This is a genomic window from Flavonifractor hominis (assembly GCF_040095835.1).
Classification (GTDB): domain Bacteria; phylum Bacillota; class Clostridia; order Oscillospirales; family Oscillospiraceae; genus Flavonifractor; species Flavonifractor hominis.
The window spans coordinates 50,621-65,379 of record NZ_JBBMFT010000007.1 but is presented as its reverse complement, the minus strand read 5'-3'; the positions used below and the strand labels follow the sequence as shown (position 1 = coordinate 65,379).

13 protein-coding genes and 1 riboswitch are annotated in these 14,759 nt (G+C 57.7%); of the genes, 10 read left to right on the top strand and 3 right to left on the bottom strand.

Features of this window, described 5'->3' with window-relative positions:
* Positions 1–132: 132 nt before the first annotated feature.
* The 4 genes from WMO45_RS10970 to htpG all read left to right on the top strand — a co-directional run bounded on the left by WMO45_RS10970 (position 133) and on the right by htpG (position 5,408).
* On the top strand, positions 133–1,203 hold the full coding sequence (locus WMO45_RS10970; RefSeq protein WP_349140807.1) for a hypothetical protein: 1,071 nt from the start codon (positions 133–135) through the stop codon (positions 1,201–1,203).
* Position 1,204: 1 nt separating this feature from the next.
* Positions 1,205–1,909 (top strand): hypothetical protein, encoded by a 705-nt coding sequence (locus WMO45_RS10965; protein WP_349140805.1) that lies wholly within the window; start codon positions 1,205–1,207, stop codon positions 1,907–1,909.
* A gap of 3 nt (positions 1,910–1,912) precedes the next feature.
* Positions 1,913–3,361, top strand: a complete 1,449-nt coding sequence (locus WMO45_RS10960) for a hypothetical protein (protein ID WP_349140804.1) — start codon at positions 1,913–1,915, stop codon at positions 3,359–3,361.
* Positions 3,362–3,482: 121 nt separating this feature from the next.
* Positions 3,483–5,408, top strand: coding sequence for a molecular chaperone HtpG (gene htpG / locus WMO45_RS10955; protein ID WP_349140803.1), 1,926 nt, complete (start codon positions 3,483–3,485; stop codon positions 5,406–5,408).
* Positions 5,409–5,474: 66 nt separating this feature from the next.
* On the opposite strand, the gene pflB is transcribed toward htpG, so the two are convergent.
* From pflB to WMO45_RS10940, 3 genes are all read right to left on the bottom strand, one after another.
* The gene (gene pflB, locus WMO45_RS10950) at positions 5,475–7,718 is read right to left on the bottom strand and encodes a formate C-acetyltransferase (protein ID WP_349140802.1); all 2,244 of its coding nucleotides are present in this window, start codon (positions 7,716–7,718) and stop codon (positions 5,475–5,477) included.
* On the bottom strand, positions 7,715–8,455 hold the full coding sequence (gene pflA, locus WMO45_RS10945; RefSeq protein ID WP_349140801.1) for a pyruvate formate-lyase-activating protein: 741 nt from the start codon (positions 8,453–8,455) through the stop codon (positions 7,715–7,717). Before pflA ends, pflB begins: the two co-directional genes overlap by 4 nt.
* Positions 8,456–8,502: 47 nt before the next feature.
* Positions 8,503–8,584: riboswitch (ZMP/ZTP riboswitch) on the bottom strand.
* A 26-nt stretch (positions 8,585–8,610) separates the two neighbouring features.
* On the bottom strand, positions 8,611–9,378 hold the full coding sequence (locus WMO45_RS10940) for a tRNA 2-thiocytidine biosynthesis TtcA family protein (RefSeq protein WP_349140800.1): 768 nt from the start codon (positions 9,376–9,378) through the stop codon (positions 8,611–8,613).
* 226 nt (positions 9,379–9,604) lie between these two features.
* On the opposite strand from WMO45_RS10940, the gene rplM reads away from it, so the two are divergent.
* The 6 genes from rplM to WMO45_RS10910 all read left to right on the top strand — a co-directional run bounded on the left by rplM (position 9,605) and on the right by WMO45_RS10910 (position 14,749).
* Entirely contained in the window at positions 9,605–10,036 is a 432-nt protein-coding gene (gene rplM, locus WMO45_RS10935; protein ID WP_349140799.1) for a 50S ribosomal protein L13, read from the top strand.
* A gap of 17 nt (positions 10,037–10,053) precedes the next feature.
* The gene (gene rpsI, locus WMO45_RS10930) at positions 10,054–10,458 is read left to right on the top strand and encodes a 30S ribosomal protein S9 (protein ID WP_349140798.1); all 405 of its coding nucleotides are present in this window, start codon (positions 10,054–10,056) and stop codon (positions 10,456–10,458) included.
* A 410-nt stretch (positions 10,459–10,868) separates the two neighbouring features.
* Positions 10,869–12,158 carry an SPFH domain-containing protein gene (locus WMO45_RS10925; RefSeq protein ID WP_349140797.1) on the top strand — a complete coding sequence of 430 codons (1,290 nt, stop codon included), beginning with the start codon at positions 10,869–10,871 and terminating at the stop codon, positions 12,156–12,158.
* Between the two features lie 12 nt (positions 12,159–12,170).
* A complete protein-coding gene (locus WMO45_RS10920) occupies positions 12,171–12,869 on the top strand; it encodes a hypothetical protein (RefSeq protein ID WP_349140796.1) in 699 nt (232 codons plus the stop codon).
* Between the two features lie 29 nt (positions 12,870–12,898).
* Entirely contained in the window at positions 12,899–13,507 is a 609-nt protein-coding gene (locus WMO45_RS10915; protein WP_349140795.1) for a hypothetical protein, read from the top strand.
* A 414-nt stretch (positions 13,508–13,921) separates the two neighbouring features.
* On the top strand, positions 13,922–14,749 hold the full coding sequence (locus tag WMO45_RS10910; protein WP_349140794.1) for a purine-nucleoside phosphorylase: 828 nt from the start codon (positions 13,922–13,924) through the stop codon (positions 14,747–14,749).
* Positions 14,750–14,759: the final 10 nt, after the last annotated feature.

Here is a 14,759-nt window from a genome sequence, read left to right as displayed (position 1 = left end):
AAGCAGCTTCTATTATATGTGATTTTCCCCAAAAGGGCAATTGTAGTTTCTTGTTTCCGGATTGAAACCGTTCCCGTAACCCTTTGTACCGGTATCCATGGTAGGATGGGGGCGGAAAAGGAGGTTAGAGACATGAAACGCATCCCTTTGTGGATCCCGGCGCTGCTCCTGGCCCTGACGCTGGCCGGCTGCTCCACCGACCCGCCGCCTCAGGCCCAGACCTCTGCGCCGGTACCGGAGTCCCCTACCCCCGCCGCGGCAAACTATGACTTTCAGGTGCTGCCCGTCACCGAGGAGGGGATCAACACCCTCTACGGCTGGGAGGGGTACCAGGTGCGGAACCTCACCCCCTATGAGGGGGATTTTCTGGTGGAGTACGGCGATCAAAGCGACCCCAACTTCTCTCTGCTGGCCTGGGTATTCAGCCAGACCGGCCGCCGGGTGCAGCTCACCGCTATGGAGCACTTCCAGTCCTATGAGATCACCGGCCCCGCCCAGGTCCACTATCGGACCGACGGCGTGTCCGCCATCACCCCGAACAAAGGGCTGCCGGAGGACATGACCGTGTGGGTGCTGGGGGACGAGGACGGCCGGATTGACCCCGACCAGAGCTGGAGCGCCGTCCAGTCTTTTCAGGAGACCACCTGGCTGGACCCGGCAGAGCCTTTCTACGCTGGTGCCTGGGACACATCCGGCGGTCCGGTCTACCCCGAGCAGCGGCAGGACCGCGCCCGGCATGAGCAGGTATACGACGCCCGCATCGACGCCGACGGGCTCTCCTTCTCCTTTATCCCCAACGGGGACAGTGAGGAGCTGTTCGAAGGCTTTTTCCCGGCGGTCACCTCTGTCCCCAGTATCCAGACCGAATTTGACCCGGGCAGCCGGGTCTTCACTCTCCGCCTGTTCGACACCTGTCTGGAGAGCGGGGCGGCCAGCGCCGCCCTGAACAAGAACCTGGAGGGGATGCGCTATCCCCCGGATCTGTACCCCTACTCCTTCCCGGCGGGCTCCCTGGGGCGGGACAGCCACTTTTTGCAGGACGTGACCATCGCTGAAGATGGGGAGGACGTGGTGGTGACCGCTGTCCTGACCGAGCACGCCTACCGCTTCACGGTGGAGTCCTCCAACCTGGGCTTCGACAACATCCCCAGCTTCCGGATCGTCTTCCGGGAGCAAAATCCTGACATTGATGGGTGGGATTGATATGAAACGATATCTGCCGCTCTGCCTGCTGCTGACCCTCTGCCTGACCGCCTGTGCTCCCCAAGCCGCCCCGGTCGAGACCACCGCCCCGCCGCCGGAGGAGCCCCGTGCCCTTACCCAGGAGGAGATTGACCAGGTCAACGAGGCCTTCTCCCCTCAGGTCGAGCGGGACGGCATGACCTACACCGCCCCGGTGAACGGCTTCTTCACCAGCTATTATGACGACGTAACCGCCCTGGACCTGGAGGAGTTTCTCCGCTACTACCCGGACGACGGCCTGGTGGAGAACGAGGACCAGGCGGAGTTCGACGCCCTGGCAGCCCTGCCCGGCTTCCCCTTTGCCGGCGAGATGGAGGAACTGGGGTGGGCCTTCCCCAACGACCTGCCCGTGCCCACCCACCGCATCCTCCGCGCCTCGGTGGACGAGACCCTGGAGCGGTACGCCGGCCTCACCACCGCGGAGCTGACCAACACCGACGGCGTGCTCTATCTGGAGGACTACGACGCCTATTATACCTTCACCAGCGACTTCGGCCCCGGTATGTTCGTGTGCGCCGGGGGCGAGGTGGACGAGGCCGCCGGTACCGCCCTGCTGTGGACCGATACCCGTGAGGACGGCTCCCGCACAGAACTGACCCTGGGGCGGGACGGAGAGTGCTGGCACATCCGTGCCCACCAGACCAAGACGACGATAGAAACGGAGTGACCTATGAAAAAACCGTATCTTCTGCCCCTGCTGCTCCTGCCGGCCCTGCTTTTATCGGCCTGCACCACCCAGTCCGCTCCGCCGGAAGCGGCCCAGCCCCGTCCCCTGACCCAGGAAGAGGTGGACCGGTTCAACCAGTACTTTGCCGCCTGGGAAGAAGACGAGGATGGGGTGACGGCCCGGCCGGTGGGCGGCTTCTTTACCAGCACCTACGACGATGTGAAGGACCTGGATTTTTCCGCCTTCCTTGGGTGCTTTCCCAGCGATGAGGTACTCACCGATGCCGACCAGGCCGAGTATGAGGCCTTGGGCGCCCTGCCCGATTCCCCCTGGGACTTTGGGGCGTACCCCGCCCCCTCCCGGCTCCCCATTCCGGTGCGCCGCCTCCACCGGGAGGCGGTGGATCAGGTACTGACCCAATATGCCGGTATTACAACGGCGGATCTGAACGCCACCTCGTCCCCGCCCTATCTGGAGGCATACGACGCCTGGTATGTGGACGGTGACTTTGGCGGGGACTACTTCACCTGCGTGGGCGGTGAAATGCAGGGGGATACCGTCCTGCTGTGGTCGGCCCCCGGCGGGGCGGACGGCAGCCGGTTGGAACTCACCGCCCAGAAGGCGGGCGAGGAGTGGCAGATCTGCTCCTTCCGCAACGGCGGGCCCGACCCGGAGCGCACTCTGTCCGCCCTGCTCAGCGGCCTGCGGGAAGACGAGGTGGGTGAGTATCCCTGGTACGGCGTGTATGAGGAGTGCCTGCCTCCCGCCAACCTGGCCAAGCTGATCCGCACTGCGGCCATCAGCACCCTGGATCTGCCTTCCCTGCCGAAGCCCGTCCTCTGGACGCTGGAGGTGCCCATCGTCCCCGCCACCAACTTTGCCGGCACGGGCACCCTGTATCTGAACGCCGGGCTGGAGGAGAACGTGGTGGAGGTCTGCGGCGGGGAGGCTTTGCCGTCTGGCCCCGTGTATCTGAACAGTCCGGAACTCTACCAGCTGGTCCGCGTCAGCCGGGACTACGAGGGCTTTATCAACGACAGCTTTTATGAAACATACCGGGACCTGGTGGACGGCTACTTTGACAGCCGGCTGACAGACCTGCAAGACGCCGGCTGCGTCTCCTGGGAACTGAGCGAATTCATAGGCGTGCTGGGCACCACCAAACAGAGCGGGAAAGGCGTCGTGGCGTTCCGGATGAACGCCGCCTACCGCACCGACCCGCCGGAGCTGGCCCCCACCCTGCTGGAGGGGGACGCCTGGGTGGACAGCCGCCTGTTGCTCCACGGCCTGGACGGGCAGGACGTCTATCTGGTGACCCTGGACGACGCGCCGGTGGGCATCACCTTCGGGGAGGAGATCCTTACCTTCATCCGGGACCACTGGGGCGAGGATGTGGACCCAGCCGAGCTGCAGGCCATCGTAGCGGCCCATGCGCCCGGTTCTCAATTGTAAACATTTCTTGAACCCTCTTGCAATTTCCGGTACGAAGGATTATGATAGCGTTAGCACTCGTGACAGGTGAGTGCTAACGCTATGTTTTTAACGATTACGTTTGATATAGGAGGCATATACCGTGGAAAAGAAGGAATTTCAGGCCGAATCCAAGCGCCTGCTGGACCTGATGATCAACTCCATCTACACCCACAAGGAGATTTTCCTGCGGGAGATCATCTCCAACGCCAGCGATGCCATGGATAAGCTGGCCTACAAGGCCCTCACCGATGACAAGGTGGGTCTGGACCGCTCCCAGCTGAAGATCACCCTGACCCCCGACCAGATCGGGCGCACCCTGACCATCAGCGACAACGGCATCGGCATGACCCATGACGAGCTGGAGCAGAACCTGGGCACCATTGCCCGCAGCGGCTCGCTGCAGTTTAAGCAGGAGATGGCCAAGCAGGAAAAGGCCGAGGGGGACGCCACCGACATCATCGGCCAGTTCGGCGTGGGCTTTTACTCGGCCTTTATGGTGGCCGATCACGTCACCGTCACCTCCAGGGCCTACGGCTCGGACGAGGCGTGGCAGTGGGCCTCCGACGGGGCGGACGGGTACACGCTGGAGCCTTGCCAGAAGGACACGGTGGGCACCGACATCGTGCTGCACATCAAGGCCAATACCGACGACGACCACTACGACGAGTATCTGGAGCAGTACCGCATCGCCGAGCTGGTGAAAAAGTACTCCGACTATATCCACTACCCCATCGTCATGCTCATGCACAAATCCCGCCAGAAGCCCCGCCCGGAGGACGCCGGCGACGACTACAAGCCCGAGTGGGAGGACTATGACGAGTGGGAGACCCTCAACTCCATGGTCCCCCTGTGGCAGCGGCCCAAGAGCGAGGTCAAGGCTGAGGAGTACAACCAGTTCTATAAGGAGAAGTACGGCGACTGGGAGGACCCGCTGAGCGTCATCCACATCTCCGCCGAGGGCACGGTGGAGTACAAGGCCATGCTCTACATCCCCGCCCACGCCCCCTACGACTTCCACTCCCGGGAGTACCAGAAGGGCCTGCAGCTCTATTCCTCCGGCGTACTCATCATGGACAAGTGCGCCGACCTTCTGCCCGAGCACTTCCGCTTTGTCCAGGGCGTGGTGGACTCCCAGGACTTCTCCCTGAACATCTCCCGTGAGATGCTCCAGCACACCCGCCAGCTGAAGGTCATCGCCACCAATCTGGAGAAGAAGATCAAGGCCGAGCTGCTGCGCCTGCAGAAGGACGAGCGGGAGAAGTACGAGCAGTTCTGGAAGGCCTTCGGCACCCAGATCAAGGTGGGCGTGGTGAGCGACTACGGCGTGCACAAGGACCTGCTGCAGGATCTGCTGCTCTTCTTCTCCTCCAAGGAGGGCAAGCTCACCTCCCTGGCCGAGTACAAGCAGCGCATGCCCGAGGAGCAGAAGTATATCTACTACGCCTGCGGCGAGGATGCCGGCCAGCTGGCCAAGCTGCCCCAGGCCGAGCGCATCCGGGACAAGGGGTATGAGATCCTCTACCTCACCGAGGAGCCCGACCAGTTCGTGGTGGACGCGCTGGGCGCGGTGGACGGCGTGTCCTTCAAGTCGGTGGACGATAAGGACGCCCTGCCCGAGACCGACGAGGAGAAGGCCGCCCTGGAGCAGAAGGCCGAGGAGAACAAGCCCGTGCTGGACTTCTTGAAGCAGACCCTTGGGGATGCGATCAAGGAGGCCCGGATCTCCCAGATCCTGAAGAGCGGCGCGGTGTGCCTCACCGCCGACGGCCCCATCACCCTGGAGATGGAGAAGTATTTCCAGCGTGTGGACCCCCAGAACGCCCAGAATATGAAGGCCCAGCGGGTGCTGGAGCTCAACCCCGACTCCTCTGCATTTGCCGCCCTCAAGCGGGCGCTGGATGCGGATGACAAGGACCTGGCTGGCAAGTACGCCCAGCTGCTCTACGCCCAGGCTCAGCTCATCGCCGGTCTGCCTCTGGCCGACCCGGCGGGGTACACCGAGCTGGTGTGCTCCCTGATGAAATAATCCAAAGAAAAAACCCCCGGCGGGTCGGCCCATCCAGGCCGTCCCGCCGGGGGTTTTTCTTTCCGGTCACATCTGCTCGTGGAAGGTGCGCTTGATGACCTCCAGCTGCTGCTCCCGGCTCAGGCGGGAGAAGTTCACCGCGTATCCGGACACCCGGATGGTCAGGGTGGGGTACTGCTCCGGGTGCTCCATGGCGTCCACCAGCAGCTGCCGGTTCATGACGTTGACGTTCAGGTGGTGGGCCCCCTGGATGAAGTAGCCGTCCAGGATGTGCACCAGGTTGTCCACCCGCTCGGTCTCGGTCTTACCCAGGGCATTGGGCACGATGGAGAAGGTGTTGGACACCCCGTCCTGGCACACCGCCCGGTAGGGGATCTTGGCCACCGAGTTGAGGGAGGCCAGAGCTCCGCTCTTGTCCCGGCCGTGCATGGGGTTGGCGCCGGGGGCAAAGGGCTCCCCCGCCTTGCGCCCGTCGGGGGTGGCGCCGGTCTTTTTGCCGTACATCACGTTGGAGGTGATGGTGAGGGCGGACAGGGTGTGAATGGCGCCCCGGTACAGGGGGTGCTTTTTCAGCTCAGCGGAGAAGTAGGACACCAGCTCCACGGCGATGTCGTCCACCCGGTCGTCGTCGTTTCCGTACTTGGGGAAGTCCCCCTCCACCGCAAAGTCCACGGCGATGCCCTCCTCGTTGCGGATGGGGCGCACCTTGGCAAATTTGATGGCGGACAGGGAGTCGGCGGCGATGGACAGGCCCGCCACGCCGAAGGCGGCCAGCCGCTCCACCAGGGTATCGTGGAGGGCCATCTGGCTGCTCTCGTAGGCGTACTTGTCGTGCATGTAGTGGATGATGTTGATGGTGTCCACGTAGAGCTCGGCCACGTAGGCGAGCACCTTTTTATAATTGCCCAGCACCTTGGGGTAGTCCAGCACCTCGTCCCGGTCCAGTTCAATGCCGGGGACGATGACGCCCCCCTTCTTCTCGTCCACACCGCCGTTGATGGCATACAGCAGGCTCTTGGCCAGGTTGGCCCGGGCGCCGAAGAACTGCATCTGCTTGCCCACCGCCATGGCGGACACACAGCAGGCGATGCAGTAGTCGTCCCCGTACATGGGGCGCATCAGCTCGTCGCTCTCGTACTGGATGGAATCGGTCTTGATGCTCATGTCGGCGCAGTAGCGCTTGAAGCCCTCGGGCAGGTCCTTGCTCCACAGCACCGTCAGGTTGGGCTCGGGGGCGGTGCCCAGGTTGGTGAGGGTGTGGAGGATCCGGAAGGAGTTCTTGGTCACCAGGGGACGGCCGTCCACCCCCATGCCGCCGATGGACTCGGTGACCCAGGTGGGGTCGCCGCCGAAGAGCTCGTTGTACTCCGGGGTGCGCAGGTGCCGCACCAGGCGCAGCTTGATGACAAACTGGTCGATGAGCTCCTGGGCCCCCTGCTCGTCCAGCACCCCCCGCTCCAGGTCCCGCTGGAGGTAGATGTCCAGGAAGGTGGAGGTCCGGCCCAGAGAGGTGGCCGCGCCGTTGTTCTCCTTGATGCCCGCCAGATAGGCCATGTAGAGGTTCTGCACCGCCTCATGGGCATTCTCCGCCGGGCGGGTGATGTCGCAGCCGTACCGGGCGGCCATACGGGCCATCTCCTCCAGGGCGCGGATCTGCATCTGCACTTCCTCCCGCAGGCGGATGCGCTCATCGGTCATGGGCCCGTCGATCATGTCCAGGTCCTTTTTCTTCTCCTCGATGAGAAAATCGGTGCCGTACAGAGGCACCCGGCGGTAGTCGCCCACGATACGGCCACGGCCGTAGGCGTCGGGCAAGCCGGTGAGCAGCCCCGCGTGGCGGGCCAGGCGGGTGCGCTTGGGGTAGGCGTCAAACACGCCCTCGTTGTGGGTCTTGCGGTAGAGGCGGAAGTGGCGCTCGATCTCCGGGTCCAGCTGATAGCCGTACTGCTCCAGGGCAGAGGTGGCGTTGCGGATGCCGCCGAAGGGGTTGACGATGCGCTTGAGGGGCGCATCGGTCTGCAGGCCCACGATGACCTCGTTGTCCTTGTCAATGTAGCCGGGGGCGAAGTTGTCGATGCCGGAGACGGCGTGGGTCTCCACATCGATGATGCCCTTTTTCACCTCTTCCACGATGAGGGCCTCCGCCTTTTTCCACACCGCCGCCGTTTTTGTGGAAATCGGGGCCAGAAAATCGGCGTCTCCCGTATACGGAGTGTAATTTTTCTGGATAAAATTCCGAACGTTCACCAAATGTCTCCACTCACCGGTGTGGAAACCCTGCCAGGCGGTGCAATTCACATCAATGCTCATAAACGCTCCTCACTTTTTTCACAACAGGTTCGGTTGAGTCTTTCATTCCAGTCCGCCAGGGCGTCCCCCGCCAGGGGCGGCACCCCCGCCAGGGGATAGGGGATGCCCAGAGCGGCATACTTGTGGACCCCCAGGGTGTGGTAGGGCAGCAGTTCCACCCGCTGGATGTGCCGGATGGTCTTTAGATAGGCCTCCAGCCCTGCCAGGTGAGCCTCCCCGTCGGTGAGGCCGGGCACCACCACATGGCGGACCCACAGGGGGACCTCCGCCGCCTGGGCGGCGGCCAGAAACTGCCGGAAGGGCTCCATGGACCCGCCGGTGACCTGCTGCCAGCCCTCAGGGGTGTAGTGCTTCACATCCAGCAGGATGAGGTCGGTGTGGGCCAGGATGGCCCCGTAATCCCCCAGGCCGCAGCCCGCCGTGTCCAGGCAGGTGCGGATGCCGGCCTGATGGCACAGCTCCAGGCACTGGGCCAGAAAGTCCGGCTGGAGCAGAGGCTCTCCGCCGGAGAAGGTGACCCCGCCCTCCTGCCCGTAATAGGGGCGGAAGCGGGCCAGCCGCTCCACCAGCCGCCGGGGGGTATACCGCTCCGCCCGTCCGTTCTCCCGTGCCCAGGTATCCGGATTGTGACAGTAGCGGCAGCGCAGGGCGCACCCCTGCAAAAACACCACGGAGCGGACCCCCGGTCCGTCCACCAGCCCCATGGACTCCAGAGAGTGGACCAGTCCCTCTCCCACGCGGAACCAAACCTCCTTTGGAATGCAGAAAAGCCGACAGTCCGGGCTTTTCTCGCCCAGACGGTCGGCTTTGTTTCATCATACTCCATGTGGTAGGCTCCACATTATCCGTCAGTCATATGATGCTCCCTTTATACCATGCCCTGCCCGGTTTGTCAAGCGTCTCCTTTCTCCTCGGGCAGGGGCACCCGCCGGTGCTCCACCGGGCCCCAGGCAGGCAGAGGCAGGCCCTGCATGGCCCCGAACACCCGGCTCTTCAGGCCGGGATACTGCTTGTCCAGGGTATGGATGAGCTCCTTGATCTCCTGGCGCTTGGTGTTGCCGTCGGCAGGGCAGGGGTTGAAGACCACCGGCAGGTGGTTGCGGGCGGCGGCATTGCGGATCATCCCCTCCCCGCAGTAGAGCAGCGGGCGGATCTGGGTGATGCCGGTGCGGTCCAGATAGGTCACCGGCTGGAAGCAGCTCAGCCGTCCCTCGTAAAACAGGGAGAGGAAAAAGGTCTCCACCGCGTCGTCAAAATGGTGGCCCAGGGCGATCTTGGTGACGCCGTGCTCCTTCAGCGCGTTGTGCAGGGCCCCCCGGCGCATTTTGGCGCACATGGAACAGGGATTTTTCTCCTTGCGCAGGTCGAAAATAATGTGGTGGATCTCGCTGTGGAGCAGGGTGAACGGGACCTCCAGTTCCTGACACAGGGCCGCCACACCCGTAAAGTCCATCCCCTCTCCCCCGTCCACATGGCCCATGTCCAGGGTAAAGGCCTCCACCGTAAAGGGCTTGGGGTAGAACTGCCGCAGTTTGGCCAGGGCCACCAGCAGCACCAGGGAGTCCTTTCCCCCCGACACCCCTACGGCCACCCGGTCTCCGGCCTGGATCATGTCATAATCCTCCACACAGCGGCGGACATAGCTTAAAATCTTGTTCATAGGCACCTCGGAAATTTAAAAATTGAAACAGAGCATGAGCGAGCATTCGCGCGAATAAACGAGCTTGAGCGAGGATACATATTTGTAAATCAAAAAAACGCAAAAAACGTGTTGACACCCCGGAACCCCCGTATTATAATACAAAACGCTCCAATCGTCCAGATTGGGGCGCATCTTGTGTTTAGACTATTTTTGATGATAGAACGCAAAAATTGGAGGTTTCACCATGTCCACTTTTATGGCCAACAAGGGGAACATCGTCCGCAAGTGGTATATCCTCGATGCGGCTGGTAAGCCCCTGGGCAAGACCGCCGCTGCTGCGGCCACCCTGCTGCGCGGCAAGCACAAGCCCGAGTACACCCCCCACGCCGACTGCGGCGATTTCGTCGTGATCGTCAACGCCGAGAAGGCCGTTCTGACCGGCAAGAAGCTGGATCAGAAGTACTACCGCACCCACTCCGGTTGGGTGGGCGGCCTCAAGGAGACCAAGTACCGCCTGCTGATGCAGCAGAAGCCTGAGCTGGCCATGCAGGTGGCCATCCGCGGCATGCTGCCCCGGAACATCATCACCAAGGATTCTCTGTCCCGCCTGCACATCTATCGCGGCGCCGAGCATCCTCACACCGCCCAGAAGCCCGAAGCCTGGGCTGCCAACTAAGCAGGAGGTACAATCGAATGTATAAGAGCAAGAAGCCTTATCTGTATGGCACCGGCCGCCGCAAGTCCTCCGTGGCCCGTGTGCATCTCTTCCCCAACGGCACCGGCTCCATCACCATCAACGGTCGTGACATCGACGACTACTTTGGTCTGGAGACCCTGAAGCTGATCGTTCGTCAGCCTCTGGCCACCACCGACACCCTGGGCAAGGTGGACATCGTTGCCACCGTTACCGGCGGCGGCGTGACCGGCCAGGCCGGCGCCATCCGTCACGGCATCGCCCGCGCCCTGCTGCTGGTGAACCCCGAGTTCCGTGCCGCCCTGAAGGCTGCCGGTTTCCTCACCCGCGATCCTCGCATGAAGGAGCGCAAGAAATACGGCCTGAAGGCCGCCCGCCGCGCTCCCCAGTTCAGCAAGCGCTAAACTTTATCAAAATACTTCAAAAGCCCCGGAGCCACTATGGTTTCGGGGTTTTTCTTTTTATGTAATATAAAATAAGTAAAGCAGCCCTCTTCTCCAGACAAGAATGCCTAGAATCTTTTCAACTGCACCACAATGGATTTTATTAAAACTCATTGCTCTTCTATGCAATAAGATGTAGAATATTTACAGCAATTCTCTTGTATCTCTTTGCTTCAGCATAATAATTGTATGTGTCTATAACAAAAGTAAAAATCGCATTCTAATTGGATAATAAATACAGTAAGACATATATTGTTTAGACGCTAAACCAATAAATATTTTTAGAGATTATAGTACCCCAGCCATAGTAGAGATGATTTTTTCAAAACTTTGCTGAGACTCAGCAAACGATAGTTGGGAGGACATAAACAATGGCCATAGTAGACGTCGTCAAGTATAATGGGAAACCAGACGTGCTTGCATGGAAATATCCCAATGAGGAATTAGGAACATGGACTCAATTGATTGTAAACGAATCACAAGAAGCAATTCTTGTAAAGAGCGGTAAAGTTCTTGATGTGTTTGGTAGTGGGCGCCATACTCTTGATACTGCAAACATTCCCATTCTAAACAACATTGTTAACCTTCCTTTTGGAGGAAGAAGTCCTTTTACCGCAGAAGTATGGTACATCAACAAGGGATATAATCTTGATATTAAATGGGGAACACCTACCCCTATTCAGATTCAAGATCCTAAGTATGGCATCTTTATTCCTGTTCGCTCCAATGGTGTATTTGGTATCCATGTAACGGATGGGAAAAAGTTTTTAGTCAAGCTTGTAACAACGATGTCCGCTTTTGATACGACGACTGTTACAAAGTATTTCAGAAGTCTTTATATTACAAAAATAAAGGATGCCATCTCCACCTATTTGATACATGATCAAATTAGTATGCTGGAAATCAACGCATACATTGATGAATTGTCGGAATATTTAAAAGAAAAAATACAACCCGTAATGGCCGAATACGGCATTGAACTTGTATCGTTCTACGTAAATGAGATTAGCGTTCCTGAAGATGATACGGCAGTCAAACAACTGAAAGACGCGCTGTCAAAACGCGCTGAAATGAACATCATCGGATATAACTATCAACAGGAACGTTCTTTTGATACACTTGAAGGTGCCGCAAAGAATACAGGATCTACGGCAGCCCCCCTTCTGGGGGCCGGTATGGGATTATCTATGGGGTTGGGCATGGGTCAAGGGGTCGGAACAACTTTCGGAAATATGGCACAGGAAATCCAAATAAACACGCCAAATGACGCAACAAAAGAATGTCCTAAATGCCACACTCGCGTTCCTCAGGCGCAAAGGTTCTGTGGTAATTGTGGGGCTGATACCAAACAAGCGGAACCTTCTCTTACTTGCTCAGCTTGTGGAGGTATCGTTACAGAGGACACAAAATTCTGCCCTGAGTGCGGAAGAAAACTGAACCACTGCCCAAACTGCGGAAATGATATGGCTGACGATGCACCAAAATGCGACAGCTGTGGTTATGCTAAACCGCAGCAGTGTCCAGGTTGTGGCGCTACGATTTCTGCAGCATCAAAATTCTGTCCTGAGTGCGGTCATGTTTTGACCAAGTTTTGCCCAAAGTGTAATTTTCAAATCGACGGTGACGAGAAATTCTGTCCTGAATGTGGAGAAAAACTGTAAGGGGGCAAAAGCATGAACAGGCGGAGTAAAGCAATATTATTAAGTGGTGTTATTCTCCTTATTGCAACAGCGGCTCTCTTATTGCTGTGCATCAATGACTGGTCTGGCTTGACAAAATTGGCATCCAGCACAATATTATGGTCCGAAATCGCATTCTTTGGTGGGCTGCTATTTGTTGAACGGGTCGCCCAAAAAACAGAACAAGTCATTACCCGTTCATCTGTTTATTTTCTGCTTTCTGCCTACGCTGTTATTAACATTTTGGTTTCCATTGTGTATATTACATTTTTCAAACAATCTTTTACTTCCTTTTTGGTTTTTCAGATTGTACTGTTTGCTGTTGTCGCAATCGCTATTCTTATTTTCCTTACAGCCAGCAGAAGCATTTATAAAGCAAATGCACAAACAAACCAAACTGTCGCTGGTGTGCAAGCAATGGTGGATCGCTTAAACGAATTGGCCTTAAACCCTGAGTATGACCATTTTTCTTCTACTCTTAAAAAATTAAGTGAAGATTTGCGTTTTACAGATCTTTCAACCAACGCTCCAGAGGATGCAGAGATTCTCGATGCCATTTCTGTTATCGAGATTGAACTTGGACACTTAAACGAAAATACTGGCGAAACTGTGAAATCCACCTTGGTTCGCCTGAATTCATTGATTAACCAAAGGAAAGTTTCCACAGGTGCAATCAAAAAGGGCAGAATTTGATTTACGTAAATAACGGAGGGAAGAGGAAGATGACTAAATCCAAGGTAGCAATTGTGGTAAGCAGAGTCATTAGCATCATAGAAATGGTGATCGGCTTACTTTATGTATTTTCATTTGGTTTTATCATTATTATGTATCTCACAGACGAAGAGCTTTCAAGCAGTACGGGTGTTGGCTTTTTAATTTTTTGTGTAATTGCGGAGGCCTTTTTTATTTGGCTTATCCGCTGCTCCATAAAAAGAGCCCATCTGATAAAAGAGTTTAAACGATATGTTACGGTTATCTCTGCTCACTCTAATGGTTATATTTCCGACATAGCAGCATCTTTGGGTACTCCTGAACATATCGTCAAGGCTAATCTTGAACGAATGATGAAGAAGAAATATTTTTCCAACGCATATATTGATTATAATACAAATCGTATTGTTGTTATAAACCGTGAAGCCACAGCTCAGAATCCCACCCAGCCTTCTCGGGCAAACACACCAAATACAAATTCTACTCAATCTACTCCATCGGTTTCTCAAACAGCAGAGATGATAACCGTTAAATGTAAGAGCTGCGGTGGTATCAATGAAATTAGGAAAGGCTCTGTTGGCGAATGTGACTTCTGCGGTTCATCGATTAAAGGAGAGTAACTGTATTTACTACAAAAAAGTGAGCGCGGCAATTGTGGAGCGCTTAAAAGAACAACGCCCCAATCTTAGACAAAACAAATTCAATCTGACCAGTTATATTGTTTGACTGCTTGAGGTTTATACATAACGGAGACAGAGATAGACTGGATATCCTCTGAAGGCCGCCCATTGGGCGGCCTTTTTTTATAACAGTCATATTTTGTCAGTTTTCATTCTTTTTGCCTGCCTGTGTCTCCTTTTTCCCGTCGCATAGATAGAATAAATTGCTTTTTTTCCGCATGGGGTGTAAAATACCATGTATTCCTTGCTGCGGCTGAGAAAAATGCGGTTCTTTTTCTTTCGTTTTCCGCAGCATGCACCGGCCCATGGCCTTGCCTATGATGAGACATTTCCTTGAGCAGGAGGGAAAACCATATGAACTATACCTTTGACCACTACCAGCAGAGTGCGGACTATATCCGCAGCCAAATCGGCACCTTTGCTCCCAAGGTGGCCATGATCCTGGGCTCCGGCCTGGGCTATATGGGGGATATCGTCGAGGACCCCATTGTGGTCCCATACCAGGACATTCCCCACTTCAAGGCCTCCACTGCCCCCGGCCACAAGGGGCAGCTGGTATTCGGCACCCTTGCGGGCCGCCCGGTGGCGGTGATGCAGGGCCGGATGCACCACTACGAGGGCTACTCCTATGAGGAGGTATCCTACGCGGTGCGGGTGCTGCGGCTGCTGGGGTGCGACACCCTTATTGTCACCAACGCCGCCGGCTGCGTCAACACCGGCTGGAAGGCCGGGGAGCTGATGCTCATCACCGACCACATCAAGTTCTTCCTGGAGTCCCCCCTGCGCGGGGAAAACCTGCCTCAGTTCGGCGTGCGCTTCCCCGACGCCTCCCACCTCTACACCCCCGCGCTGCAGCAGCTGGCCCGGCAGACCGCCGGCGAGCTGGACATTCCCCTGCGGGAGGGCGTGTATATGTACTTCCCCGGGCCCCAGTATGAGACGCCGGCCGAGGTGCGGGCGGCCCGCATTCTGGGGGCTGACGCGGTAGGCATGTCCACCGTGCCCGAGGTCATTGTGGCCGGCCACTGCGGCATGCAAGTGCTGGGCTTTACCCTGCTGAGCAACATGGCCGCTGGCATTCTGGACCAACCCCTCAGCGAGCAGGAGGTGCTGGATGCCGCCGCCGCTTGCCGGGACAAGTTCTCCCGGCTGGTGCTGGCCTGTCTGGGCAAGATCGACTAAAAGGAGAGTA